General features: G+C 55.6%; 26 protein-coding genes. 10 read left to right on the plus strand and 16 right to left on the minus strand.

Features of this window, described 5'->3' with window-relative positions:
* Window positions 1-148: 148 nt before the first annotated feature.
* The gene (locus HMPREF1144_RS17020; RefSeq protein WP_009653411.1) at window positions 149-388 is read left to right on the plus strand and encodes a DUF333 domain-containing protein; all 240 of its coding nucleotides are present in this window, start codon (window positions 149-151) and stop codon (window positions 386-388) included.
* Here HMPREF1144_RS17020 and HMPREF1144_RS17025 read toward each other — a convergent pair.
* Window positions 383-727: a DUF488 domain-containing protein gene (locus HMPREF1144_RS17025; protein ID WP_009653480.1), complete on the minus strand. Its 345-nt coding sequence runs from the start codon at window positions 725-727 to the stop codon at window positions 383-385. The two genes, HMPREF1144_RS17020 and HMPREF1144_RS17025, sit on opposite strands and share 6 nt — an antisense overlap.
* Entirely contained in the window at window positions 714-1,223 is a 510-nt protein-coding gene (locus HMPREF1144_RS17030; protein WP_009653452.1) for a DUF523 domain-containing protein, read from the minus strand. The genes HMPREF1144_RS17025 and HMPREF1144_RS17030 overlap by 14 nt, the downstream gene beginning before the upstream one ends.
* Before the next feature lie 162 nt (window positions 1,224-1,385).
* Here HMPREF1144_RS17030 and HMPREF1144_RS17035 point away from each other — a divergent pair, with 162 nt between their 5' ends.
* On the plus strand, window positions 1,386-2,078 hold the full coding sequence (locus HMPREF1144_RS17035; protein ID WP_004850004.1) for a CTP synthase: 693 nt from the start codon (window positions 1,386-1,388) through the stop codon (window positions 2,076-2,078).
* Between the two features lie 37 nt (window positions 2,079-2,115).
* Here the strand turns inward: HMPREF1144_RS17035 and HMPREF1144_RS17040 are convergent, their stop codons facing one another.
* A complete protein-coding gene (locus tag HMPREF1144_RS17040) occupies window positions 2,116-3,300 on the minus strand; it encodes a CynX/NimT family MFS transporter (RefSeq protein WP_009653464.1) in 1,185 nt (394 codons plus the stop codon).
* Between the two features lie 97 nt (window positions 3,301-3,397).
* Here HMPREF1144_RS17040 and HMPREF1144_RS17045 point away from each other — a divergent pair, with 97 nt between their 5' ends.
* Window positions 3,398-4,192, plus strand: a complete 795-nt coding sequence (locus HMPREF1144_RS17045; protein WP_182012915.1) for an AraC family transcriptional regulator — start codon at window positions 3,398-3,400, stop codon at window positions 4,190-4,192.
* Here the strand turns inward: HMPREF1144_RS17045 and HMPREF1144_RS17050 are convergent.
* From HMPREF1144_RS17050 to dgcJ, 3 genes are all read right to left on the minus strand, one after another.
* Complete coding sequence (locus tag HMPREF1144_RS17050) at window positions 4,176-4,622, minus strand: DUF441 domain-containing protein (RefSeq protein WP_004138309.1); 447 nt, start codon at window positions 4,620-4,622, stop codon at window positions 4,176-4,178. The genes HMPREF1144_RS17045 and HMPREF1144_RS17050 overlap by 17 nt on opposite strands.
* Window positions 4,623-4,785: 163 nt before the next feature.
* Window positions 4,786-5,286, minus strand: coding sequence for a YbaK/prolyl-tRNA synthetase associated domain-containing protein (locus HMPREF1144_RS17055; protein ID WP_009653484.1), 501 nt, complete (start codon window positions 5,284-5,286; stop codon window positions 4,786-4,788).
* 33 nt (window positions 5,287-5,319) lie between these two features.
* Window positions 5,320-6,816, minus strand: coding sequence for a diguanylate cyclase DgcJ (gene dgcJ / locus HMPREF1144_RS17060; protein WP_009653435.1), 1,497 nt, complete (start codon window positions 6,814-6,816; stop codon window positions 5,320-5,322).
* Between the two features lie 360 nt (window positions 6,817-7,176).
* On the opposite strand from dgcJ, the gene HMPREF1144_RS17065 reads away from it, so the two are divergent.
* Window positions 7,177-8,334: a glycosyltransferase family 9 protein gene (locus HMPREF1144_RS17065; protein WP_004850015.1), complete on the plus strand. Its 1,158-nt coding sequence runs from the start codon at window positions 7,177-7,179 to the stop codon at window positions 8,332-8,334.
* Window positions 8,335-8,382: 48 nt separating this feature from the next.
* Here the strand turns inward: HMPREF1144_RS17065 and HMPREF1144_RS17070 are convergent, their stop codons facing one another.
* Together HMPREF1144_RS17070 and yeaG are read right to left on the minus strand one after the other, a co-directional pair.
* On the minus strand, window positions 8,383-9,666 hold the full coding sequence (locus HMPREF1144_RS17070; protein ID WP_004138302.1) for a YeaH/YhbH family protein: 1,284 nt from the start codon (window positions 9,664-9,666) through the stop codon (window positions 8,383-8,385).
* A gap of 131 nt (window positions 9,667-9,797) precedes the next feature.
* The gene (gene yeaG, locus HMPREF1144_RS17075; protein ID WP_004121478.1) at window positions 9,798-11,732 is read right to left on the minus strand and encodes a protein kinase YeaG; all 1,935 of its coding nucleotides are present in this window, start codon (window positions 11,730-11,732) and stop codon (window positions 9,798-9,800) included.
* Window positions 11,733-12,159: 427 nt separating this feature from the next.
* On the opposite strand from yeaG, the gene HMPREF1144_RS17080 reads away from it, so the two are divergent.
* Both HMPREF1144_RS17080 and HMPREF1144_RS17085 read left to right on the plus strand, forming a co-directional pair.
* Entirely contained in the window at window positions 12,160-12,906 is a 747-nt protein-coding gene (locus HMPREF1144_RS17080) for a MipA/OmpV family protein (RefSeq protein ID WP_004850021.1), read from the plus strand.
* 92 nt (window positions 12,907-12,998) lie between these two features.
* Window positions 12,999-13,853 carry an aldo/keto reductase gene (locus HMPREF1144_RS17085; RefSeq protein WP_009653468.1) on the plus strand — a complete coding sequence of 285 codons (855 nt, stop codon included), beginning with the start codon at window positions 12,999-13,001 and terminating at the stop codon, window positions 13,851-13,853.
* A gap of 98 nt (window positions 13,854-13,951) precedes the next feature.
* On the opposite strand, the gene HMPREF1144_RS17090 is transcribed toward HMPREF1144_RS17085, so the two are convergent.
* Together HMPREF1144_RS17090 and gapA are read right to left on the minus strand one after the other, a co-directional pair.
* On the minus strand, window positions 13,952-14,836 hold the full coding sequence (locus HMPREF1144_RS17090) for a D-hexose-6-phosphate mutarotase (protein ID WP_004850025.1): 885 nt from the start codon (window positions 14,834-14,836) through the stop codon (window positions 13,952-13,954).
* Window positions 14,837-14,910: 74 nt separating this feature from the next.
* Complete coding sequence (gene gapA, locus HMPREF1144_RS17095) at window positions 14,911-15,906, minus strand: glyceraldehyde-3-phosphate dehydrogenase (protein WP_004138295.1); 996 nt, start codon at window positions 15,904-15,906, stop codon at window positions 14,911-14,913.
* Between the two features lie 338 nt (window positions 15,907-16,244).
* Here gapA and msrB point away from each other — a divergent pair, with 338 nt between their 5' ends.
* Both msrB and HMPREF1144_RS17105 read left to right on the plus strand, forming a co-directional pair.
* Window positions 16,245-16,658, plus strand: a complete 414-nt coding sequence (gene msrB, locus HMPREF1144_RS17100; protein WP_004121465.1) for a peptide-methionine (R)-S-oxide reductase MsrB — start codon at window positions 16,245-16,247, stop codon at window positions 16,656-16,658.
* Window positions 16,659-16,700: 42 nt separating this feature from the next.
* Complete coding sequence (locus HMPREF1144_RS17105) at window positions 16,701-16,976, plus strand: YeaC family protein (protein WP_004850031.1); 276 nt, start codon at window positions 16,701-16,703, stop codon at window positions 16,974-16,976.
* Between the two features lie 60 nt (window positions 16,977-17,036).
* Here HMPREF1144_RS17105 and yajD read toward each other — a convergent pair whose 3' ends face one another.
* The 5 genes from yajD to sppA form a co-directional block, all read right to left on the minus strand.
* Window positions 17,037-17,381, minus strand: coding sequence for an HNH nuclease YajD (yajD, locus tag HMPREF1144_RS17110; RefSeq protein WP_004138290.1), 345 nt, complete (start codon window positions 17,379-17,381; stop codon window positions 17,037-17,039).
* A gap of 100 nt (window positions 17,382-17,481) precedes the next feature.
* The gene (locus tag HMPREF1144_RS17115; RefSeq protein WP_009653439.1) at window positions 17,482-18,735 is read right to left on the minus strand and encodes a glycoside hydrolase family 18 protein; all 1,254 of its coding nucleotides are present in this window, start codon (window positions 18,733-18,735) and stop codon (window positions 17,482-17,484) included.
* Between the two features lie 357 nt (window positions 18,736-19,092).
* A complete protein-coding gene (pncA, locus tag HMPREF1144_RS17120) occupies window positions 19,093-19,734 on the minus strand; it encodes a bifunctional nicotinamidase/pyrazinamidase (protein ID WP_009653529.1) in 642 nt (213 codons plus the stop codon).
* A gap of 10 nt (window positions 19,735-19,744) precedes the next feature.
* Window positions 19,745-20,761, minus strand: a complete 1,017-nt coding sequence (gene ansA / locus HMPREF1144_RS17125) for an asparaginase (RefSeq protein WP_009653495.1) — start codon at window positions 20,759-20,761, stop codon at window positions 19,745-19,747.
* 94 nt (window positions 20,762-20,855) lie between these two features.
* Window positions 20,856-22,709 carry a signal peptide peptidase SppA gene (gene sppA / locus HMPREF1144_RS17130; protein ID WP_009653382.1) on the minus strand — a complete coding sequence of 618 codons (1,854 nt, stop codon included), beginning with the start codon at window positions 22,707-22,709 and terminating at the stop codon, window positions 20,856-20,858.
* A gap of 166 nt (window positions 22,710-22,875) precedes the next feature.
* Here sppA and HMPREF1144_RS17135 point away from each other — a divergent pair, with 166 nt between their 5' ends.
* Window positions 22,876-23,427 (plus strand): NAD(P)H nitroreductase, encoded by a 552-nt coding sequence (locus tag HMPREF1144_RS17135; protein WP_004121410.1) that lies wholly within the window; start codon window positions 22,876-22,878, stop codon window positions 23,425-23,427.
* Between the two features lie 231 nt (window positions 23,428-23,658).
* Here the strand turns inward: HMPREF1144_RS17135 and phoC are convergent, their stop codons facing one another.
* Window positions 23,659-24,405: an acid phosphatase PhoC gene (gene phoC, locus HMPREF1144_RS17140; protein ID WP_004850042.1), complete on the minus strand. Its 747-nt coding sequence runs from the start codon at window positions 24,403-24,405 to the stop codon at window positions 23,659-23,661.
* A 227-nt stretch (window positions 24,406-24,632) separates the two neighbouring features.
* Here phoC and selD point away from each other — a divergent pair, with 227 nt between their 5' ends.
* Window positions 24,633-25,676 (plus strand): selenide, water dikinase SelD, encoded by a 1,044-nt coding sequence (selD, locus tag HMPREF1144_RS17145; protein WP_004850044.1) that lies wholly within the window; start codon window positions 24,633-24,635, stop codon window positions 25,674-25,676.
* Window positions 25,677-25,678 lie beyond the last annotated feature (2 nt).

Consider the following 25,678-nt stretch of genomic DNA (forward strand, 5'->3'; position numbering starts at 1 on the left):
GCGACGGGGAAAACTCATTGATTATGGAATGATCTGTTCTCTGGTCAATTCGAGAACAGGGCTACTCTACGATGCAAAAGTGCAGCTAAAATGGAGAAAGCGTGGAGATTCAGGGTGAAAGACCGTTTTAATTGATTAAGGAGGGGAAATGAAGGGGATGATAGTCATGCTGCCTCTGGCGCTTGCCGGATGCGCGCAGACTCAGCCGGCGCAGCAAACACACCCGATAGGGATGGCTAACCCGGCTTCGGTATACTGCGAGCAGCTGGGAGGGAAACAGGTTCCTGTCCAAAGCCCGCAGGGCGTGCGCACCGAGTGCAAGCTACCCAGTGGTGAAACGTTAGATGAATGGGCGCTCTGGCGCCGCGATCATCCGGCTAAGTCATAGCGCTTTCAGCCAGTCAGCCAGCACCTGGGCATGGTTTTGCCGGGTATTTTTCGCTCCGTAGAGCAGCGTCAGCGGCTGCTGCCTGGCAAGCGCGGCCAGGCGCTCGCCTTCGTCGCGGTGGGCTTCCAGCTCCTGGCGATAGCGCTGGCTAAAGTGGGCAAAATCAAGCGTCTCGCCGTGAAAAGCCTTACGCAAATCAGTCGATGGCGCCAGGATTTTGCACCACTCATCGTAATTCAGCGCCTCTTTTTTTATTCCGCGCGGCCACAGGCGGTCTACCAGTATCCGGTAGCCGTCGCTCGCTTCCTGCGGGTCATAAACCCGTTTACATTGAATCATCGTCACTCTCCCTCTGCTCCATCCAGGCAAGCAGCTGCGGCAACTGCTGCTCGGAAAATACCGTTATCCCGTATTCGCGAAGCAGGGCGGCGGCAACGCCGGCACCGGGTTTGCGCTGTCCGTTAAAGGTACCATCATAGATAAACTGACTGCCGCAGGTTGGGCTGCCGTCGGTGAGCAATGCTGCGGTACAGCCTTCCTCCTGCGCTGCTTTTAGCGCCAGCCAGGCGGCCAGCTGATAACGCGCAGTGACGTCCTGGCCGTCACTTTCAACAATTTTCGCACGGTTTTGCATGACATCCTCACCCTGCGCGCCAAGGATTTCCGCCGGTAGCCTGGGGATGGGCAATCCGGCAGCCAGCTCCGGGCAGTGGGTGACCAGCCGCCCCTCGCTCTGCCAGCGAGACAGCACGTTAGCCAGCCGGGCTTTGTGGCTACCGTTATAGCGAACCTGAAAGCCCATCAGGCAGGCGCTAACCATAATTTTGTCCTTCATCATGCATCCATAGCGATTTGTCTGCCCTATACCATAGCGCCTGTCAGACTAAATTACCCGCGTTCAGAAGCAGACAAAATAAGGATTGTGTTCTGCCGTTGAGATCGCTAACCTGAGGCTCCTTGTGTTGCCTGATATTCGCTCTGACATAAGGATCCTGCTATGAACTCCCCCCTGCGTATTGCCCTGGTTGGTGATTACAACCCTGATGTAGTTGCCCATAAAGCGATTCCCCTCGCGATTGATGATGCCGCCGCCGTACTGGATCTGCCGCTGCGTTATGACTGGCTGGCCACCAGCGAAATAAAATCCGCTGACGATCTCGCTGATTACGATGCTATCTGGGTGGTTCCCGCCAGCCCCTATAAAAACGCCGAAGGCGCGTTTATAGCTATACGCCACGCGCGGGAAAACAGCATTCCGTTCCTTGGCACCTGCGGAGGATTCCAGCACGCGATTATCGAATACGCGCGCAACGTTATGGGCTGGCGAGATGCCGCACATGCGGAAACCGATACCGAAGGCCGGATGGTCATCGCGCCGCTTAGCTGCTCGCTGGTAGAAAAGTCGGACAACATTGAACTGCGGGCGAATACGCTGATCTCTCGCGCCTATGGCCGCGACAGTATTGAAGAGGGTTACCACTGTAGCTACGGGATTGCCGACGATTTTGCCCGCGAGCTGGAACAGGGCGACCTGCGGGTTACGGGCTGGGATGATGACGGTGAGATTCGGGCGGTAGAACTGGTGACACATCCGTTCTTTGTCGCCACGCTATTTCAGCACGAGCGCAATGCGCTGGAGGGCAGACCTGCGCCGCTGGTTCACGCGTTTTTACGCGCGGCAAGTCAGTGAGCGAACGCCCGGCGGCGATTGCCGGGCGTCGATATCGCTAGCCGTTGATCTCCCGATCGCGACCGGCCAGCGCGCCAAATACTGCCATCGCAACGGAAATCAGCGCCACGGCGATCAGCGGAATATGCCAGTCGCCGTTGGCATCATGAATTTTTCCCATCACCGGCGGCCCGCAGGCGGCCAGCAGATAGCCCACCGCCTGCGCCATTCCCGACAGCGCGGCGGCCTGGTGCGCCGAGCTGGCGCGCAGCCCGATAAAGGTCAATCCCAGAATCATGGTCGCGCCGGAACCGAAGCCAAAGATAATCGTCCACAGCACCGCCTGAGCGGGTAAAAACCATAAACCGAGCGCGCTGACTGCGCACATCAGGGCGACCAGCACCGCAATGCCGCGCTGATCTTTCAGCCGATGCAGTATTAACGGGATCGCCAGCCCCGGCGCCGCGGTGGCCAACTGGAGCAGCCCGTGCAGGGAGCCCGCCTGCGCTTCGCTGTAGCCTATACTTTGCAAAATGGCGGGCAGCCAGCCGATGATGACGTAGTAGACCAGCGAGTTAATCCCGAGAAACAGCGTTACCTGCCAGGCCAGCGCCGAGCGCCAGATCCCGCGGTTGTGGATGGCGCCCGACCCCGTCAGCGGCGCGGTGACTTGCCTGCGCGCCTGCGGTAGCCAGATAAATAGCGCCAGCAGCGGAAATGCCATCAGCATCAACAGCGCGCCGCGCCAGCCCAGTCCGGCGAGCGCCAGCGGCACGACCATTGCCGAACCCAGCGCCGCCGCCCCCCCCATGGTGAGAGAGTAAGCGCCGGTCATTTTGGCGACGTGCTGCGAGAAGTCACGTTTGATCAGCCCGGGCAGCAGAACGTTGCCCAGGGCGATGCCGCAGCCGATAATCGCGGTTCCGATAAACAGCAGCGAGACGAAGGGCAGGGAGCGCAGACCCACGCCGAGGCAAATCAGGATCATCGCCAGCAGCAGGCTACGTTCAATGCCGAATCGGCGGGCGACACCCGCCGCCAGCGGCGAGACCAGGCCAAATGCCAGCAGCGGCAGGGTGGTTAACAGACCGGTTTGCGCGGTGGTAAGGCCATATTCGCTGCGAATGGCATCAAGCAGCGGCGCGGCGCCGGTAAAGGTGACCCGCAAGGTGGTGGCGATAAGCAGAATACCGGCAATCAATAGCAGATTACGGCGGCCGGCAGAAGGTGGAACAGAATTCATGGCTATCTCAAACAAGAATATGTGGCGCTTACCATAGCCTGTTTGCCGCCTGTTTAAATCAAGCTAAAATGACAGATTATCGCTAAAATCGGACAATATCATGATCGGACTCGGCCTGGACGGCTACGACCCGGACAGCGGCCACGAAGCGGCGGCGGCTTTTCGTATTCAGGTGGTCGCGGACGAGCAGTACATTCCGCGCCATCAGCATCGTAAAGGTCAGCTCATCCTGGCGCTGCACGGGGCGCTGACCTGCGAAGTGGAGAACGCGATGTGGATGGTGCCTCCGCAGTACGCGGTGTGGGTACCGGGACAGGTGCCGCATAGCAATCGCGCGACGCCGGAGGCGCAGGTCTGCTTTTTATTTATTGAACCCCACGCGGCGCCGATGCCGGATTTCTGCTGCACGCTAAAGATTTCGCCGCTGGTGCGCGAGCTTATCCTCGTTATGGCCGAGCGCGGCAGGGCCGAACTCGCTAAACCGGCAATGAACCGCCTGGTGCAGGTGCTGTTCGATGAACTCCCGCAGCAGCCGCAGCAGCACCTGCAGCTCCCGGTCTCCGGACATCCAAAAATTCGTCAGATGGTGGACATGATGGCCGTCGACCCGGCCCGCTGGCAAACGCTGGCGCAGTGGGCGGCGGAGTTTGCCATGAGTGAACGCAATCTGGCGCGGCTGGTGGTGCGTGAGACGGGCTTAAGCTTTCGCCGCTGGCGACATCAGCTGCAGCTGATCCTCTCCCTGCAGATGCTGATCCGCGGGCAGACGGTACAACAGACGGCGCAGAGCCTGGGTTATGACTCGACCACCGCCTTTATTACCATGTTTAAAAAGGGCCTCGGGCAAACCCCGGGGCGCTATCTTGCCAGCCTGGCTACGACTTCCCAATAAACAGCGAAATGATCCCGGCGGCGATCAGCGGGCCGACCGGGACGCCGCGGAAGAGGGCGACGCCGAGCACGGTGCCGACCAGCAGTCCGGCCACCAGCTGCGGCTGCGAGCCCATCAGCGCCACGCCGCGCCCGCCGAGCCAGGAAACGAAAACCCCCACGGCAATCGCCAGCAACGATTTCCAGTTCACGAAGGAGTGCAGCAGCGTAGAGGGCGGTAGCGTGCCGCTGGCAATGGGCGCCATCACGCCGATGGTGAGAATAATAATACCGATGGTCAGCCCTTGCTTTTCAATCCACGGAAAGAAGGCGTTGAGCGGGGTGACGCGGACGATAATTAATACCAGGATTGAAATAGCTACGGTGGTGTTATGGCTAATAAAGCCGAGCGCCGCCAGGCCCAGCAGTATTAACAGGGTGGTGTCGAGCATGTGCAGAGGTCCTTGCCAGAATATAAAAAAGAACAGCCCGTTTACTCTACGCATAATCGCGTAAGTAAACAGGTTTTTTATCGCAGACTCGCGATTTGAGGCATCTGCACGATCGATTTTCACCCGCGGCACAATCCGCGCCCTGGCGCAGGAGAGGGAACAATCAGGCTTCGCGATGAAACGCGATCAGTTCCGGACGGGCAATACGCAGATAGTCGGCGGTATCAAGGATGATTGACTTATCAAGCTGCCCGGCGTTGAAGGCGATTTCCGGGAAGCGCTCAAACAGCAGCGGGTCGGCGACCAGGCGTAAAGAGGGGTGGAAGCTGAAAGGGGGAATGGCGCCAAAGACGCAGGCGGTCAGGGCGTCAACTTCCGCCGGGCTGGCCAGAGAGGCTTTGCTGCCGCCGACGAATTCGGCCAGACGGGCTAAATCCGCCTGCAGATCGGCGGCAAGGATAGCCAGAACGTGCTGATTAACCCCATGTCCTTTAATTTTACATACCAGCGCTTTCGCTCCCTGACCCAGCGCGGTGCCGCGGATCTTCGACACGGCTTCACACTTTCCGACGGCTTCATGTTCCACGACCCGGTAACGGGCGTGGTCGCGGTTAAGCAGCGCCAACAGCTGCTGATGAATACTCACTTTTACTGGCGCGTTCATGTCGTTTTTTTCCTTAAAAATAAAACCTCAAGATTAATCCTCTCGCCCCGGGTAAGCGTGTTTTTTTTGTTTTTTATTTTCGTACAGCCGGGCATCCGCGATTTTCATGACGTCGGCCAGGCTATCCCCCGGAGCCATGCTGCAGGCCCCCCATGAAAAATTAACGCGCTGGTTAATGTCAATTTCCTTCAGGTGCTGGCGAATGCGCCCGGGTATATTTTTCGCCTCCTGTTCCTCATAATCGATCAGTATCAGGAAGAACTCATCGCCGCCCAGCCGGATGCCGTAATCGCTTTTACGTATTGCGGCGGAAATGGACTGGGCGAGCAGCACGATGGCGCGGTCGCCTTCATCGTGCCCCCAAGTGTCATTAAGGTATTTTAGCCGGTCGCAGTCCAGCGCCATAAACACGATATTCACGCCTTGCTCGGTGAGCTTTTGCATACGCGATTCCAGCAGCGCGGAGAGAATTTTCCGGTTGTACAGACCGGTTAAAGAATCACTGATGTTTTCTTTAAAAACGTCGGTATACAGGCGAAAGTGCATGCGTACCAGGTGCAGCAGAACGCCGGTAGATATCAGGTAAAACAAAAATAGCTTCCAGGAGCTAAGCAGAAAATAGGACATATCCAGCGACAGCGAAATGTGCAGGTTTTCTGCGACCTTCTGGCTATGGTGGGCGTAGCTGAAAAAATGCGTATTGCTGCGGTGTACGCGGATTTCAGATGTTGAGTCGGAGTCCGTTAACGTGATATCGAGATAGCGCCAGACCAAAGGGCGGTCGGCGGTATAAAGAAGTTTCTCAATATCATGGCGAGTGACATCCACCATCACGATGCCCTTTAGCCGATCCCGATGATAAACCGGGGTTAAAAATGACAAAATATTCTGCCCGGTTAACGCGTCAGCATAGATGCTGGAAATCAGCGTGCGGCCGCGAAGTAAACCGTTAAGGCTGTTCTGAGTGATGCCCAGTTTACTGTCGTGAAGAAAGTTCCAGTTATCAACGGGGCTGCTATTTATCTCAATCGGCGAATAGAAATACGCGTACTTATTGTCTAAATCAAGATAGTAGCGGAAACGTTTGTCTGATTTGAATGTTGCCGCATTCAACGCTGAGTTCATATTACTTTGGGCGATAGCTGCATCCAATGCTTGCAGCGCCGGCAGATCGTTAATCCACGGCTCGCACGAAGGCTGGGTGGTGCTGAGCGTACCGTGAAGCCCGGGGAAGGTATGCCCGGCGATATTGAGCCCGTATACGTTGCCATTGGTATGCACGCCAGCGCAGGCCTGTTGGGCCTTTTCGGCAGTGGGCTGCGTATCCAGCTTTCGCGAGAACTGGGAGATCACGAGCTGGTTTTGATATTTATCGTACAGAAAGGCGGATTCGCCCTTCTCGACGATGTAGCGCATGTATTCCGACATATCCCGATGGCTGGCGACTAATTCATACACCAGAAATGAAGATGTCAGGACAACCACCCCCGCAGAAATGAAATGACGGAGTAATTTATTCTGTAATTTCATGATGATAATTTCGCCAGCACAATTAAGATGATTCTACCATGTGCGGCGCAGGGACGCCACGTTCGGTGGCAGGAGGACTGTTTATCTATCCAGTTCCGGGCTCGGTCACCACCGCGCGGCAATAGAAATAAATAGTTTATTAAATATGAGGGCGCTAATTAATGTTGCTGTCGTAAATATCCTGCAAAATCCATTTTTCACTCATTTTATCCTCAATGAAATATGCTGCAATGGCGCTGCTATGGCTATCCTGGTGCAGCTAAAAATGAAATAATGTTAATTATCAAGCGAACTTTTCTTATTTTTACCAGTCCTTAGCAGGGTTACAGGCAGTACTATTGAAAGCGCAATGAGGTTATCATGATGGAAAACGCAGCGGTGCAGGGAACCCCTCGAAAGTTTAAAAAAATAAGGGCGCTAAACAGGCGTCGAAATTATTTTTTTAAGAAAATACGCAATGACCTGCGGGTCTATATCGCTAAAGCGTTCTGGGATAGTCGCGCGCGCCGCGAAGCTGATTTAACCTCCGCGAAAACGGTGCTGTTAATGCGTAATGAAGGTGCGATCGGCGATGTAGTTGTTGATTCAGCGCTGGTTAAATGCCTTCATGAGGCGGGAATGACCGTTGACTTTCTGTTGACCAAATCCAATAGTCAGGTCATGCGGTATAATCCTCGTATTCGCCATATCTATGAGGCCGAGAATGTCGACTCGGCGGATTATTTGCACAAATTTACCCATAACGTTCCTCAGTCAGTTATTACTGAGCTTGCGAATAATAAGTACGATATTGTAATCGACCCGTCGTTGTTTGATATTCCGGTACACAGGATGCTGCTCTTACGACAGATAAAGCCCAGAGCGGTACTGGGTTTCAATAAGTGGCCTTCTATTAAACACTACAGCAAGTCTTTTGATTTTGACTGTGAAAACTGGCACGTCAGTAAGACATTTTCTTTTATCGCTGATTATCTGCAGCTGGATAAAAAATCTCTGCAATCTTATGATCTGCATATTCCACAGGATATCTGCCAGCAGGTTCGTGATTATCTGGCGGCGCTCAACGGGCGTAACGTGGTGATTAATATTTTTGCCGGGCATCAGGACCGCAGTATGTCGCAGGCGCAGCTGGCAACGCTTCTCGCCAGGCTGTGCGAGGATTATCCGGACGTCAATATCATATTGCTCGACCATCGCAATGAAATCCGGATCCCCCTGCCGGAGAAGGTCTGTGTGAATCCGTTTAAAACGCTGCACCACTGCATGGCGCTTATCGCCGAGGCCGACTTAGTTATCTCGCCGGATACCTCGGTGGTCCATATGGCGGCGGCGTGGAAAAAACCGCTTATCGCGGTCTACAAAGATGTGCGGATGAATAATCGACTCTGGGCACCGGGTTACGACAACGCGCGGCAGATTATCGTTAAATGCGGCAAGGTATACCAGCTGGAGAGCTTGCCCGACCTGATAATGTCGGAGATTGATCCCGTCACCCTGCAACAGGCGCGAGCCGGGTAAGGTGGGGTAAAAAAACAGCCAGCGTCTGTGCTGGCTGTCCGGAAAAACTTAACCGTCCGCTTTTGAGGTTTGCTTGTGAAAAAGTTCACGGAACACCGGATAAATATCTTCCGGGTCGCGAATATGCTGCATAGCAAAGTTTTCGAAGGTTGACTGCAGGTGTTCATATTCCCGCCACAGCGTCTGGTGCGCGCGCCGGGTTATCTCAATATAGCTATAGTAGCGCACCACGGGCAGGATTTTCTTCGCCAGCAGTTCGTGACACAGCGGTGAATCGTCCGCCCAGTTATCGCCATCCGAAGCCTGGGCGGCGTAGATATTCCACTGCGCCGGGTCATAGCGCTCTTTGACCACTTCATCCATCAGCTTCAGGGCGCTGGAGACAATGGTGCCGCCGGTTTCCTGCGAATAGAAGAATTCGTGTTCATCGACCTCTTTCGCCTGCGTATGGTGGCGGATATAAACGACATCAACGTTTTTATAGGTCCGGCTGAGGAACAGATACAGCAGGATGTAAAAGCGTTTTGCCATGTCCTTTGTCGCCTGGTCCATGGAGCCGGAAACGTCCATCAGGCAGAACATCACCGCCTGACTTGACGGTTCTGGCCGTTTTTCGTAGTTCTTGTAACGCAGGTCGAAAGTGTCAATGAACGGCACGCGGTCAATTTTCGCCCGCAGTTCGGCTATCTCTTTGCGTAGCCGCTCCTCTTCCAGCAGCTGTGCCGGTTCGCTTTTGCTAATGGTGTCCAGGTCTTCTTCCAGCGCGTGCAGTTCCCGGCGTTTACCGGCGGTCATTGCCGTACGGCGCGCCAGCGAGTTTTGCAGCGAGCGAACGACGCTGATGTTAGCGGGCACACCGTTAGCGGTATAGCCCGCGCGATGGGTTTTATATTCCGTCAGCTGACGCTGCTGGTTTTTTTTCAGGTTCGGCAGGGCGAGATCTTCAAAGAGCAGATCGAGATATTCGTCTTTCGAAATCTGAAAAACAAACTCATCCTGGCCTTCGCCGTCGGCGCTGGCCTGGCCCTGACCGCTGCCTCCACCGCCTCCGCCGCCCTGAGGGCGCTCAATGCGGTCATTCTGTACGAAGTGATCGTTACCCGGGTGTACGCGATTGCGCAGGCCGCCGCGCCCCTGATGAAACATCGGTTCGTTAATATCGTCCGTTGGGATGGAGACGGACTCTCCGCTCTGAATATCGGTCACCGAGCGCTTGTTTATGGCCTCGGAGATCGACTGTTTTATCTGCGCTTTATAGCGGCGCAGAAAGCGCTGCCGGTTGACGGCGCTTTTATTTTTCCCGTTCAGGCGTCGGTCTATGAACCAGGTCATATGCCCTCCTGTACTGCATTTGCCAACTTATGCCCCGGCCATTCAGGCGCCGAAATATGCCTGGCGCTGAAGGTCATTGGGTCTTCGCAGTTATTATTAGCCCGGCAGCCGCTGCCTGCCGGGCTGGTCTATCAGGATGATTTACGTACCCGCAGATACCATTCGCACAGCAGGCGAACCTGCTTGCGGGTATAGCCTTTCTCCATCATGCGGTCGACAAAGTCATCGTGCTTTTTCTGCTCATCGGTTGACGTTTTGGTGTTGAAGGAAATCACCGGCAACAGCTCTTCGGTATTGGAGAACATTTTCTTCTCGATAACCGTGCGCAGTTTCTCGTAGCTGGTCCAGTTTGGATTACGCCCGCTGTTGTGCGCTCTGGCGCGCAGCACGAAGTTAACTATTTCGTTACGGAAGTCTTTCGGGTTGCTGATCCCGGCGGGCTTCTCGATTTTCTCCAGTTCCGCATTCAGCGACTCGCGGTCAAACAGCTGGCCGGTATCCGGGTCGCGATACTCCTGATCCTGAATCCAGAAGTCAGCGTAGGTGACATAACGGTCAAAAATGTTCTGCCCGTACTCCGAGTAGGACTCAAGGTAGGCGGTCTGGATCTCTTTCCCGATAAACTCGGCGTATTTCGGGATCAGATAGCCTTTGAGAAACTCAAGGTAACGCTCTGACTGCTCCTGCGGGAACTGCTCGCGCTCGATCTGCTGCTCGAGGACGTAAAACAGATGCACCGGGTTGGCGGCGACTTCGGCATGGTCAAAGTTAAATACCCGTGACAGGATTTTGAACGCGAAGCGGGTAGACAGGCCGTTCATCCCTTCATCAACGCCGGCATAATCGCGATACTCCTGATAGGATTTCGCTTTCGGATCGGTGTCTTTCAGGCTTTCGCCGTCATAGACGCGCATTTTTGAATAAATGCTCGAGTTTTCCGGCTCTTTCAGGCGCGACAGAATGGAGAAGCGCGACAGCGTTTCCAGCGTGCCCGGCGCGCACGGCGCATGGGTCAGCTCGCTGTTGTTAAGCAGTTTTTCATAGATACGGATCTCTTCCGAGATACGCAGGCAATAAGGCACCTTGACGATATACACGCGGTCGAGGAAGGCCTCATTGTTTTTGTTATTCCGGAAGGTCACCCATTCCGATTCGTTGGAGTGGGCGAGGATAATCCCGTTGAACGGCAGGGCGGAGATCCCTTCGGTACCGTTATAGTTGCCTTCCTGCGTCGCGGTCAGCAGCGGATGCAGCACCTTGATAGGCGCTTTAAACATCTCGACGAACTCCATCAGCCCCTGGTTGGCGCGGCACAGAGCGCCTGAGTAGCCGTAGGCATCCGGGTCATTCTGCGCGTAGTGCTCCAGTTTACGGATATCGACTTTACCGACCAGCGCCGAGATGTCCTGGTTGTTTTCGTCACCGGGCTCGGTTTTGGCGATGGCAATCTGAGCCAGGATTGACGGCCACACTTTCACCACGCGGAATTTCGTGATGTCGCCGCCGAATTCATGCAGGCGCTTGGCCGCCCACGGCGACATAATCGTCCCCAGATAGCGGTTTGGAATGCCGTACTCTTTTTCGAGGATTTGCGCATCCTCCTGCGGGTTAAACAGACACAGCGGATGGTCGTTGACCGGGCTGCGCTCACCGTTTGCGCTGAGCACATAGATAGGGACGCGCTGCATCAAGGACTTCAGGCGTTCGGCAAGCGATGATTTACCGCCGCCCACGGGGCCCAGCAGATACAGAATTTGTTTCTTCTCTTCCAGCCCCTGAGCGGCGTGTTTTAAGTAAGAAACAATTTGCTCGATGGCATCTTCCATACCGTAAAACTCTTCAAAGGCCGGGTAGCGCGCGACGACCCGGTTTGAAAAGAGACGGGATAGCCTGGGTTCGAGGGCCGTATCGACCATGACCGGCTCACCGATGGCCATCAGCAATCTTTCTGCTGCGTTAGCATAAGCACTGCGATCTTGCCGACAGATGGTAAGAAACTCCTGCAGTGTGAACTCTTCGTCCTTGGCAGCTTCATAGCGCTGGCGATAGTGATCGAATATATTCATGGCATGCCGTCCTTTCGTTTTTAGCACAGGTTGAGAGCCGTTCATATGAATAGTGGGAGCCCCCGGAAGAGGTAAGCTGCACAGCGCTCTCTGAATCTCCAGCAACCCTTATGCCAGGTTGGCGAAGTCTCGGGATAACGTGCCCCGCATTTACTTCTTCTAAATTAAAGCGTAGATGCATTTGGAAAACTTGCATGGCGCAGAAAATCAATTTCAATGACTTATCAATAACTCATCCGGAAAAGCGGCGTCTCATTCGAACTTCGGGTCTCGCCGCGTCATGACGCTGTCATTCAGCTGTCAGCGGGTGGTCATCTGATGATGAGAATCTGGTGAATTCAGTGTAATGACTGGTAAAGAATTTGAGGCATGACGTATACAACGTTAAACTGCCTGCGCTAATAATTTGACAACAGGAATATGGATCGTGACTAAAATCAAACTTCTGGCACTTGGTGTGTTGATTGCGACTTCAGCATCCGCCGTACACGCTGAAGGGAAGTTCACTTTAGGGGCGGGTGTAGGCGTCGTTGAACATCCGTACAAGCAATATGATGCTGATGTTTACCCGGTGCCGGTGATTAATTACGAGAGCGATAACTTCTGGTTCCGCGGCCTGGGCGGTGGCCTCTACCTGTGGAATGATACCAACGATAAGCTCTCCGTGACCGCCTACTGGTCGCCGATGTACTTTAAGCCAGGCGACAGCGATAGCGAGCAGATGCGTCGTCTGGATAAACGTAAATCCACGGTGATGGCAGGGCTTTCCTACGAACACTATACGCAGTACGGCTTCCTGCGCACCGCGCTGTCAGGGGACACCCTCGATAACAGCAACGGTATCGTGTGGGATCTGGCCTGGCTGTATCGCTATACCAACGGCAACTTGACGCTTACGCCGGGTATTGGCGTGGAGTGGAACAGCGACAACCAGAACGAGTACTACTACGGTGTTTCGAAGCATGAGTCGAATCGCAGCGGCATGCGCAGCTACGATCCGGACAGCAGCTGGAACCCGTACCTCGAGCTGTCGGCTAACTACCGTTTCCTCGGTGACTGGAGCGTATACGGCGTGGCGCGCTATACCCGCCTGTCTGACGAAATTACCGATAGCCCGATGGTGGACAAATCCTGGAGCGGGCTGATTTCAACCGGGATCACTTACTCCTTCTGATAGTGCATTATTACAGTGCAATTTGTGCATCAAAACAGGGCGTAAAGCCCTGTTTTGCATTACGGTGGTGCAATCAAACACAGGAGCATGTCATGGCAGAAAGGACCATCCGTTTTGGCGAGCATTCAGCGGTTCCGCTCATAGGGCAGGGGACCTGGTTCATGGGCGAAAATCCGGCTCTGCGCGCGCAGGAGGCGGCTGCACTGCGCGCGGGCATCGATCTTGGCCTGACGGTGATCGATACGGCGGAAATGTACGCCGACGGCGGCGCCGAAGAGGTTGTCGGCGAAGCCATTCGCGGGCAGCGCGAGCGCGTGGTGCTGGTGTCTAAAGTCTATCCGTGGAACGCTGGCGGTCGCAAAATAGCCAGTGCCTGCGAGGCCAGCCTGCGCCGCCTCAATACCGACTATCTGGATGTTTATCTGCTGCACTGGTGCGGAGATTATTCGCTACAGGAGACGGTTGCCGGCATGGACGCGCTGGTTGCGCAGGGTAAAATTCGCCGCTGGGGCGTATCAAACCTCGATTACGATGATATGCAGGAACTCTGGCAGGCGGACGGTGGCGAACAGTGCGCGACCAATCAGGTGCTCTACCATCTGGCCTCCCGCGGTATTGAATATGACCTGCTGCCGTGGTGCCAGCAGCAGCGGCTGCCGGTGATGGCATATTGTCCGCTGGCTCAGGCCGGTCGACTGCGCAATGGACTTTTAAATCATACCGTTGTGAAAAATATTGCGCAGGAGCGGGGCGTAACCGCGGCGCAGATTCTGCTGGCGTGGGTGATTAGCCACCGGGGCGTAATGGCGATCCCGAAAGCGTCAAGCATTGAGCATGTCAGGCAAAATGCCGCGGTGCTGGATATTGTGCTGAACGATGAGGAGCTTGCGCTTCTGGATAACGCCTACCCGGCGCCGGCCAGAAAAACGCCGCTGGATATGGTCTGAACAAGCGTTAAAGAAAAGCCCCGACTTCGCGGGGCTCCAGCCGTCATCCGGCAGATATGGCGCACACGCGGTTAACCCGTGGGCCAACCCTCCTGGCGTTAGCGTTTCACCACGCGAAGGGTTTGCGTCAGGCGCGAAGGTTTCTCTTCGCTGGCCTTCTGGGTTTCGGTCACACAGCAGGTTTCTACACAAACGAAGGTCTTGTAACCATCATCCGGCATGTCGCCCATGCTGACGGAAAGCGCCGGGCCCGGGTTCCAGGCCACTACGTTGCTGTTGTGATGATGCGTAACGTCGATGTTGCGGTTCAGCGCATCGTCATGAATCACGCTGCAGGTTTCGGCATTCAGATAGACGCGGTCGGTACGATCGGGAAAAGTCTCTGTGCCGTTGCTTAATACGCCTTCTTCCGCGTTTTTCACTTTATCAATATAACGGTCGCCCAGACCGCTGACCTTCACTGCCGCAATGTCGCCGACGTTGAAATAGGTATGCAGGGCTGACGTGGTTTCAAATTCGCCGTGCGCTTCCAGCTCAATTTCGCAGGTTTTGCCCAGCTTAAAGCGCGCCAGCAGGGTGAACTCGTGCGGCCAGTACTGGCGGGTGGCGTCGCTGCTTTTCAGTGCAAAGGTCAGTACTACGCCGTTGTCGTCTTCATCGTGCCCTTTCAGGGCCCACGGCAGGTTGCGGGCGAAGCCGTGGGAGGGCAGGCCCTGCTGAGCAGAAGGACCAAACCATGGCCAGCAAATCGGCACACCGCCGCGCAGGGCAACGCCGTTTTTAAATGGGGTGTTGCCGCTGAGCCACAGGACTTCTTCTTCGCCAGCGGGCTTCCAGGAGAGCAGGTGAGCGCCCTGCAAAGCCACGGACGCTTTCACCTGCGGATGGTCAACGACGATCAGCTCCAGGTCATCAAGCTGGCGGCGGGAAAGTACAGGGGTAAGCTGTTCGATAACCGGGAGGGCAAAAATTTTATTAATCATTACGCAATCCTTTATCTTCAGACAAAAAAAAGAGCGACCGAAGTCGCTCTTACAGATTACTGTTTCATCTCAACTTATTTGGAGATGTGAGCAATCAGGTCCAGAACCTTGTTGGAGTAACCAGTTTCGTTATCGTACCAGGAAACCAGTTTCACAAAGTTGTCGTTCAGAGCGATACCCGCTTTGGCGTCGAATACGGAAGTGCAGATTTCACCGTTGAAATCGGTGGATACCACGTCGTCTTCGGTGTAGCCCAGAACGCCTTTCATTGCGCCTTCGGAAGCAGCTTTGATTGCTTTCTTAATTTCTTCATAAGAAGCAGCTTTTTCCAGACGAACGGTCAGGTCAACAACGGATACGTTCGGAGTCGGAACGCGGAACGCCATACCGGTCAGTTTACCATTCAGTTCTGGCAGAACTTTACCTACAGCTTTAGCAGCGCCGGTAGAGGACGGGATGATGTTCTGAGCTGCGCCGCGGCCGCCGCGCCAGTCTTTGTGAGACGGGCCATCAACGGTTTTCTGAGTCGCGGTGGTTGCGTGAACGGTAGTCATCAGACCTTCGATGATGCCGAAGTTGTCGTTGATAACTTTTGCCAGCGGAGCCAGGCAGTTGGTGGTGCAGGATGCGTTGGAAACGATGTCCTGGCCTTCGTATTTGTCAAAGTTAGCGCCTTTAACAAACATCGGAGTGTTGTCTTTGGACGGGCCAGTCAGTACGACTTTTTTCGCGCCAGCGGTGATGTGTTTACGAGCGGTTTCGTCGGTCAGGAAGATACCGGTTGCTTCAGCAACAACGTCAACACCCACTTCGTCCCACTTCAGGTTAGCCGGGTCACGCTCAGCGGTAACACGGATTTTTTTACCGTTAACGATCAGATGACCGTCTTTCACTTCAACGGTACCGTTGAAACGGCCGTGAGTGGAGTCATACTTCAGCATGTAAGCCATGTAGTCAGCGTCTAACAGGTCGTTGATTGCAACGATCTCGATGTCAGAACGTTCCTGAGCAGCACGGAAAACAATGCGACCGATACGGCCAAAACCGTTGATACCTACTTTGATAGTCATATATTCCACCAGCTATTTGTTAGTGAATAAAAGGTTGCCTGTAAAATTACAAAAACCTTACGCAGCGTCAAGCGGAATCGTGTCAATCATTGCGACAAATCAATCCAGAGCATGCCTTTGCGCGGTCGATTTATCCCACTTTCCCTTTGAGCCCAATTCCATATGGGGGCTGCGCCCGGAATTTTAAAGGTCATTGAAGATAAAAATGTGATATTCATCACAATTGTGTGGCTGCCTTTTGGCGTCGCCTAAGTTTAGAACAAAAGTGCACGCTTCATTGTTAATATTTTGTTAGAATTGACGTGAAAAGTTGTCCTTTCACAGCGAGAAGCAAGCTAATGTCGAATAAACCCTCTTCGGACGAGCTCAAAAAAAATTTGAGCGAGATGCAGTTTTACGTGACCCAGAATCACGGTACTGAACCGCCGTTCACCGGGCGGTTGCTCCACAACAAACGCGATGGCGTCTACCACTGCCTGGTGTGCGATGCCGCGCTGTTTCACTCGCAAACCAAGTATGATTCCGGCTGCGGCTGGCCAAGCTTTTATGAGCCCGTCAGCGATGACGCTATCCGCTACCTTAATGATTACTCCCACGGTATGCAGCGCACGGAAATTCGCTGCGGAAACTGCGATGCTCACCTTGGGCACGTATTCCCGGATGGTCCACAGCCCACCGGAGAGCGTTTTTGTGTTAATTCGGCCTCATTAAGCTTCACCAATGATGAAAACGGTGAGCAAATTAAGGGTTGAAAAAACGATTCAGCAAATTATTCCAAACGGGGTTGGCGGAAGATGGAAATTGAGCGGATTATTGACGGTATGACGCCGGAAGTTTATCAGCGCCTGGCGACGGCGGTTGAGCTGGGTAAATGGCCGGACGGCGTGGCGTTGACTGACGAACAGAAAGAGAACTGTCTGCAGCTGGTGATGCTCTGGCAGGCGCGATACAACGTTGACGCACAGCATATGACCATCGATACCAACGGGCAGATGGTGATGAAGAGTAAACAGCAGCTGAAAGTTGACTTTGGCATTACGCCGCAGCCTATCGCGACCTTTAAATCCTGAGGCTAAAAAGGCCTGCGTCAGCCCGGCTAACTGCGTGCCGGGCTCTGAGGCGTCATAACGTTACTTCTTGTTCATCATCGCTTTAAGATCGGCGAAGGGGTTATATTTCGCTTCGCCGACGCTTTTCTGCGCATCTTCGCCAGCGACCACCGTCGAGCCATACAGATCGGCTTCGGTGTATTTTGAGTGCTCATGATCGTGACAGTACAGGCACAGCATCTCCCAGTTGCTACCATCTTCCGGGTTATTGGAGTGGTCGTGGTCAATATGGTGTACCGTCAGTTCACGCAGGTTTGAATAGACAAACTCTCGCGAGCAGCGTCCGCAGACCCAGGGGAAGAGCTTCAGCGCTTTTTCGCGGTAACCGACTTCCAGACGGGCGTAGTTTTTCGGGATATAAGCCATAATACCCATGCCTTTTGTTGCAAATGAAAAGCTGCGCCGGAGCCGGCGCAGCGGAATGGGGTTATCATAACCTATTGTGCGGGCGCTGACACCGCGCAGATCAGCGTTTGATCCCCAATGACTCGGCCAGTTGTTTCGCTAACTGATTCTGGTCATCGGCGCCGTACTCCCAGAACATCGCGCCACCCAGCCCCTTGCTCTTGATGTAGTCAGCCTTAATGGCCACCGAGCGCGGGTTCTCATAAGAAAGCGCAAAGAGGGCTTGACCGTCGGCGGACTGTACCGACAGCCACGGTACCTTCGCTTCATCATCCCAATGCTGAGTAAAGCGCTTCTGCGGATCGTTGATTAACTTCGCCACGATATCGTTATATTTCACATAGGTATCTTTGGTCAGATCGACGCCCAGCGATTCGAACAGCTCAATCTGTTGAGCCGCAAAGTAGGGGCGGGTGGCCGGGTTTTTCTGCGCGTCCGGCTTGCTCCAGTCAATACCCGGCTCGACGGCGCGTTTGGGTATCCGGCCATAGAAACCAATCCCCAGGTTCATCTGGCTCGGCTTTAGACCGGCGGCAAGGTAGTTGTTCACTATAAAGTCCGCGCTGTACTTATCCGCTTCGGCAACCGTCGGCCAGCGGGTTGAATCATACAGGTTGGAATTAAAGTATTGGGTACCGTAGGCCAGGTCGTAGGTCATCAGGTTGATGTAGTCGAGCGATGGCGCAATGGCTTTGACGTCCACCCAGCTTTTTGGGCTTTCCGCGTTGGCGCCTACGGCTATGGTCACCAGTTTTTTATTACCGACCGCAGCGCGCAGCTCTTTTAGTAGGGCGGTAAAATTATCGCGATCGGCCGGTTGGCTGGCGACCAGCCCCCACGCGCCGTTGACCGGATACTCCCAGTCCAGATCGATCCCATCGAGACCGTATTTTTCAATAATCGCCTGAGCGGACTGAATAAACACCGCCCGGGTTTCCTTCGTCGCCGCCGCGCCGGAGAATCCGCGGGCTCCCCAGCCGCCGACGGAAAGCAAGACTTTCAGGTTCGGGTTCTGCTGGCGCAAGCTGGGGATTTTCTGTAAATCAGCCTGCACTTTCGGCGACAGCCAAATTTGATGCAGCTTGCTCGGATCTTTCAGGGCGGCGTTGGTTTCGTCTTTTTCATCGTTGTAAACCAGACCAAACGAGTAGTTGAGATGGGTAATCTGGCGTACGTCCAGTTTATCAATATCGCCGCCTGGACCGGCAGTGACGTCGCCGCCGCCGTTAAAGTAGCCGACGGACATCAGTGAGTTAGCGGAAACAACGCTCGCGCAGAGCAGGGGTAAAGCTGCCAGTAAAGGCAAAAGTTTCATAGCGGATCCTCTTTGACTTAAAAGTGACATTGAAAAGTAAACACGCCACGGAAATAGCGTGGCGAAAAAAACAGCTCGTGCAGCCTAGCATCTTCCGCTGCGCAAAAATGCGAAGCGGTTCACGGCTGCATTAGCGGAGCGGTAGTGCGATGAGGTTCACTTCGGAGTAAACGCCAGGATGCAGACCATGACGTAAAATGAGACTAACAATGACCCGATTAGGGGCTTTATCATCCCAGGCGTGATGCGGTGCATTGCGCGCTGATTCTGTTTTGTTTTGGCACAACGCGTCGCTGGAGGAGATTTCCACTCTGGTCTGAGATAACGCGCCGACAGGACAATGCCTGTCGGCGTATTTTATGCGTGGGTTTCCAGCCAGTCGTCAAGGGTATAGAGAGTTGCGCCCGCGGCGGCCATCTCCATAAACGCCAGATTGCTATCCTGCGGCTGAATATTTACCCCGCGGCAGCCGTCGGTAATCACGTTGACGGTGTAGCCCAGATTGAGGGCGTCAAGCACGGTAAACTTGACGCAGTAGTCGGTGGCGAGCCCCAGCACCGTTAGCTCACTGATGCCGCGCTCGCGCAGCCATGCATCGAGCTGCGTTTTCTGCCGGTGGCCGTTGTCGAAAAAGGCGCTGTAGCTATCAATGGTCGGATTTTCGCCTTTGTGGAATACGGCGGCAATATGCTGCTGTTTGAGCAGCGGATGCAGCGCCGCGCCTTCGCTATTTTGTACACAGTGATCCGGCCAGAACGTTTGCCCCAGGCCGTCAAGCTCGCCCTGGGTATAGGGCTCAATCTGATGCTGGCTGGCAAAGCTGCCGTGGTTCGCCGGGTGCCAGTCCTGGCTGGCAACCACCGTTTCGCCTCGTTCCAGGCTCCAGGCGATAAGCTGGTTGGCGACGTCCACCGTGCTGTCGCCCTGCGGGACGGCTAGCGCCCCGCCGGCGCAGAAATCATTTTGTAAATCGACCAGTAGCAGCGCGCGCTGGGTCATGTGCTTCTCCTTACTCATCGGGTGTCAGTTCGCCGCGGAGATTCTCCTGCATGGCGTGACGGATAGCCGCCACGTCCAGATCCTGGCTCAGCAAATAGTGTAGCTTGGTCAGCGTGGCCTCGACGGTCATATCAAATCCGCTAATCACGCCAGCCTGCGCCAGCGCGTTGCCGGTGGCGTAGCCGCCCATGTTGACCTTGCCGGACATACACTGGGTCAAATTAATCACCACGATACCGCGCTGGCTGGCTTCGGCCAGGACCTGAATAAACTCGCCGTTCTGCGGCGCGTTACCGACGCCATAGGAGCGCAGGATCAGCGCTTTGACCGGCTGGCGCAGGAAGTTGCGCACCACGTCGGCGGAAATACCGGGATAAATCGTCACCACGCCAATCGGCTGCGGCGTGATAGGGTGCACCACCAGCTCGCCGCTGCCGTGCGGCGCGGGAGGCGTGCCGAGCCGGCGAATATGGATACCGGCTTCCAGCAGCGGCGCCAGGTTGGGCGAGGCGAAGGCGTTAAAACCGTCGGCATGGGCCTTCGTCGTGCGGTTGCCGCGGTAGAGGCGATTATTGAAGAACAGCGACACTTCGTTAATCGGGTAGTTGGCGGCGACGTACAGCGCGTTGAGCAGGTTAATCTGGCCATCAGAGCGCAGTTCGGCAAGCGGGATTTGTGACCCTGTCACAATGACCGGTTTTCCCAGATTCTCCAGCATGAAGGAGAGCGCCGAGGCGGTAAACGCCATGGTGTCCGTGCCGTGGAGGATCACGAAACCATCGTACTGGTCATAATGGTCACGAATATCGTCGGCGATATGCTGCCAGTCTTCCGGCGTCATATCGGAAGAGTCCATTAACGGGGCGTATTCATGAATGGTGAAGTCCGGCATCTCCGGGCGGTGAAACTCGGGCATCAACGCCAGCTGGCGCTGTAAATGGCCGGAAATGGGGATATAGCCGTGTTCAGAACGCTGCATACCAATGGTGCCGCCGGTATAGGCAACGTAAATAGATTTCTTCTGCATAGCATCGCTTAGGTTAAACGTAGACAGGCGCAGTATAGAGGGGCGGAAGAAAAAATAAAGTAAATGCCGCCCCACGGGATGGGGCGGCAGAGGATTAACGAATATTGGCGCAGGTTAAGCAGAACGCGTAGCGGTTCTGCGGATCGTTGAATGCCGCCAGCTTATCGCTCTCGGTTTTCACCGCATTGGCCGCCGCGGCGACCGGTGCGGGCAGATACGCCTGGACCGCTGCCGGCAGCGCCGCGCGAACGGAACCCGTCAGGCTATCCACCACCATCGAAAAGAAGGTCGGTTCTTCCTGATAGTAGTTGATATGCCACTGTTTCAGCTTCGCCAGCTCGGCGGCTTTTGCCACCGCGTCGTCAAAGTCGCCAAGGCTATCGACCAGTCCGTTCGCTTTTGCATCTTCACCGGTCCAGACGTGGCCCTGAGCGATTTGGTCGATTTTCTCCGGCGTGCTCTTACGCGCGTTCGCCACCAGGGTAATAAAACGCTTGTAGCCGTTTTCGATGCTGAGCTGCATCAGCTGTTGCACTTCCGGCGGCAGCGCTTTGGTGGTGGAGACATCAGCCAGCGGCGAGGTGGCCACGCCGTCAGTATGGACGCCAATTGAGCCGAGGGTATCTTCGACGGTATTGATCACCCCAAAGATACCGATAGAGCCGGTAAGGGTGCTGGGGTTAGCGACGATATAATCCGCCGGGGTGGAGATCCAGTAGCCGCCGGAGGCTGCCATGCCACCCATTGAGACCACCACCGGTTTACCGGCCGCTTTTGCCGCCGCCAGCTCTTCGCGAATCATCTCAGAGGCGCTGACGCTGCCGCCCGGGCTGTTAACCCGCAGTACGATCGCTTTCACTTTCGGATCCAGGCGCGCGTCACGAATCTGCGCGGCGGTGGTGTCGCCGCCGACGTTACCCGGCGTTTCTTCGCCATCCATTATCGCGCCGTTAGCAAAGATAACCGCAATCGCGGAACCCTGGTCGGCAGGCGTTTTGACGCTGTAATCGTAATAGCTGATCGCGCTGTAGTTGTTATCCGCTTTACTCCAGCCAAACTGCTTAGTCAGCGCTTTTTCCACCTCGGTAGAGGTGCCCAGCGCATCAACCAGCTTGTTATCCAGCGCGTATTTTGCCGTGTCGCCATCGACTTTACGCAGGCCGTCAATCACGCCCTGAGCGCCGGGGAACAGCTGCTGTGCGGTGATCTGGCGGTTGGCGGCAATGGTATTGAGGTAGTTTTGCCACAGTTCGCCGATCCAGCGGCTATCTGCTTCGCGCGCCGCCGGGGACATGTCATCGCGGATAAACGGCTCTACCGCTGACTTATAGGTGCCGACGCGGAAAACATGGGTCGATACCTTGAGCTTGTCGAGCAGCGATTTATAGTACAGGCCGTTGGTCGCGAAGCCGTGCAGGTCCACTTCGCCCTGCGGCGAGAGCCAGATCTTATTGGCGAAGCTGGCCAGATAGTACTGACCCTGGCTGTAGCTGCTGCCGATGGCATATACCGGCTTGCCGCTATCGCGGAATTCGCGCAGCGCTTTACCGATATACTGCATCGACGGCTGATCGCCGCCGGCAAAGTCCTTCAGATCCAGCACGATACCGGTGATATTGCGGTCGTCTTTCGCCTGGCGAATTGTCTGCACAATGTCGAACAGCGAGTTTTCCTGCAGGCGATCGGAACTGGCGCCAAACAGCTGGCGGCCAATCACGCCAAGCTTGCTGCTGGCCGAGGGTTTATCGACCACCACGCCGGTGATATCCAGCAGCAGCGCGCCGCGGGTAGCGTGCTCTGTCGTTGTACTGCTGAACTGGGCCCAGATGCCGACGCAGGCCAGCACCAGCACCAGGAAAACCACGTTCAGTGCGAGCTGGCGAATGAAATTGAGCACGCGCCATGTCCATTTAAAAAATCCGGCGAGCAGTCGCCAAAGAGTTCGCATGTATTCTCCCTAACCATAATCAAAAATGGGCGAGCCGCAGGGGCTGCCGCGTCTGGCTATCCTAATGAGAGTGCCGTCGGTTGTCAGCAGGAATCACCCGTTGGGCTGTAACAAAATCCTTGCGCATGTTAATTTTATGAAAAATCACATCACAGGAGTTATACAGATGGATGCTCTCGAACTACTGGTTAATCGCCGCAGCGCTTCACGTCTGACCGACCCGGCTCCGGCGGGCGAACAGCTGGAAAACATCCTTCGCGCTGGCCTGCGCGCGCCCGACCACGGGACGCTGCAGCCGTGGCGCTTCTTCATTATTGCCGATGAAGGGCGCGAGCGCTTCAGCCAGCTGCTGGAAAAAGGCGCGGTGGCGGCAGGGGGAGATGAAAAAGCGATTGAAAAAGCGCGCAGCGCGCCGTTTCGCGCGCCGCTGATCATTGCGGTGGTGGCGCGCTGTGAAGATCATCCGAAGGTGCCAAAGTGGGAGCAAGAGATGTCGGCGGGCTGTGCGGTGATGGCCATGCAGATGGCGGCCGTGGCGCAGGGTTTTAACGGCATCTGGCGCAGCGGCGCGTTAACCGAAAGCCCGGTTGTACGCGAAGGGTTTGCCTGCCGCGAACAGGATAAGATCGTGGGATTTCTCTATCTGGGGACCCCGCAGCTTAAAGCGTCAACCACCATCGCTTTGCCGGATACCGCGCCGTTCGTGACGCGCTTCTGAGTCCGTTCTCGTTATGCCGGGCGGGCCCGGCTCACCGGCTCCTCCGGGGGAGTAGCCCGGCTAAGGGCAGCGCGAGCCGGGTGGAAGCAGTGCCAGTCTATCAGACTTGACACCTTTCCCGGAGGCGGTGCTGGCGCACCTGTCCGGGCTATCAAACCGCGGACGGCTGGGAACCCGTCGCCCAGACAAGGCGTTTCAGACGCCGCCTCCGGGCATTCAACGGCGACGATGTTACTTCTGTCGTTTCGCGAATTCGTCTTTCGCTTTCTGCAGCTGCTGCTGGAAGGCCGGATTGGTATGCAGCGTGGCGACGACCGCCGAACCGACGATACGCGCCGCGTCTACGTCGCTCTGCCAGTGATAGCCGCAGATCACCCGGCTCTCGCCGAGCTCAAATCCGCGCTTAAGGATTTCATTTTGCCTCTGGGGATTAATCTCAGCCAGCACCAGCGCGGTGGCCCAGCCGATAGAGGTGTGGCCGGAGGGGTAGGATCCGTTTTTCGACAGCGTATCCTGTTCCTTGGTGTTACAGGTGGCGACGCCATAAAACGCAAATGGGCGAATGCGCATGTACTTCTCCTTCGCTCCTCGCGTCGCCAGGTCGCCGGCATCTTCAATCATGTTGGTGAGCAGCTTGTGCAGCTCCGGCGCATCTTTGGCGGTAATGGGCGAACCGAAGGCGCCGGAGAAGGCGTTGGCGACGCCGCCGCCGCTCAGGTTGGCGTCTTCAACCGCCAGCTTACCGCGCTCGGTGCTGCGCAGCAGACGGCCTTTCTCATACATCGCCTGATCGTTTAAAAACGCGATACTGCCCACTTCCGGCGGCGGCGGCAGCAGCGTCAGGCTGTCGATGGCCTGGGCGTTGGTCAGGTAGTAGAGATCGGGTTTTGTGGTGACGTCGTTGCCGGCGGGAACCAGGGCGAAAGCGTTAAGGGAGAAGAGACTGGCCAGGCAAACGGCGAGAACACGCTTTTTCATGAAAACTTCCTTACGTTGTTATATGTCCAGAGAAAACAGAATTTATGCTTGTCATATTTCTGTCATTTTTTAGTAAAGGGTAAAATCACGTTGAAAAAGCGGGGCCGCATCGCAAAATCGGTTTTTTGTCTGCTTAATGAGCAACCATACGCGATTTCGGACTGTCGCACTTACCACTCCGCCATTTGGGCGCTACCATATCGGGATTGCAATGACAGGAGATGTCCATGAGCGAGCAAGCCATTCGTTTAACGCAATACAGCCACGGAGCCGGTTGCGGGTGTAAAATTTCCCCTAAGGTGCTGGAAACTATCCTGCAAAGCGACCAGGCCAAATTTATCGACCCGAATCTGCTGGTGGGCAACGAAACCAGCGATGATGCCGCCGTCTACGATCTCGGTAACGGCACGTCGATCGTCAGTACTACCGATTTTTTTATGCCGATCGTCGACAACCCGTTCGACTTTGGGCGCATTGCGGCGACCAACGCCATCAGCGATATTTTCGCCATGGGCGGTAAGCCGATTATGGCGATCGCTATTCTCGGCTGGCCCATCAATACCCTGGCGCCGGAAATTGCCCGTCAGGTGGTTGAGGGCGGGCGCTTTGCCTGCCAGCAGGCGGGGATCGCGCTTGCCGGCGGCCACTCCATTGACGCTCCGGAACCCATCTTCGGGCTTGCCGTGACCGGCGTCGTCCCGACCGAGCGGGTGAAGAAAAACAGCACCGCGCAGGCAGGCTGCAAGCTGTATCTCACTAAACCGCTGGGTATTGGCGTGCTGACCACCGCGGAGAAAAAGTCGCTGCTGAAGCCTGAGCACCAGGGGCTGGCGACGGAAACCATGTGCCAGATGAATCTCGTTGGCTCGGCGTTTGCTAATATCGACGGCGTGAAAGCGATGACCGACGTTACCGGCTTCGGGCTTCTGGGCCACCTGAGCGAAGTGTGCCGCGGCGCGGGCGTACAGGCGCAGCTTACCTATGCGGATATCCCGAAATTGCCCGGCGTCGAAGCCTACATCGCGGCGGGCGCGGTGCCAGGCGGTACCGGGCGTAACTTTGCCAGCTACGGCCATTTGATGGGCGACATGCCGCCAGCGTGGCGCGATCTGCTGTGCGATCCACAAACCTCCGGCGGTCTGCTGCTGGCGGTAATGCCGGAAGCCGAGGCTGAGGTGCAGGCTGCCGCCGCTGAGTTTGGAATCACGCTTACCGCTATCGGCGAGCTGGTTACCGCCCGCGGCGGACGCCCCATGATCGAGATCCGTTGATT

The sequence above is a fragment of the Klebsiella sp. OBRC7 genome (assembly GCF_000293135.1).
Classification (GTDB): domain Bacteria; phylum Pseudomonadota; class Gammaproteobacteria; order Enterobacterales; family Enterobacteriaceae; genus Klebsiella; species Klebsiella michiganensis.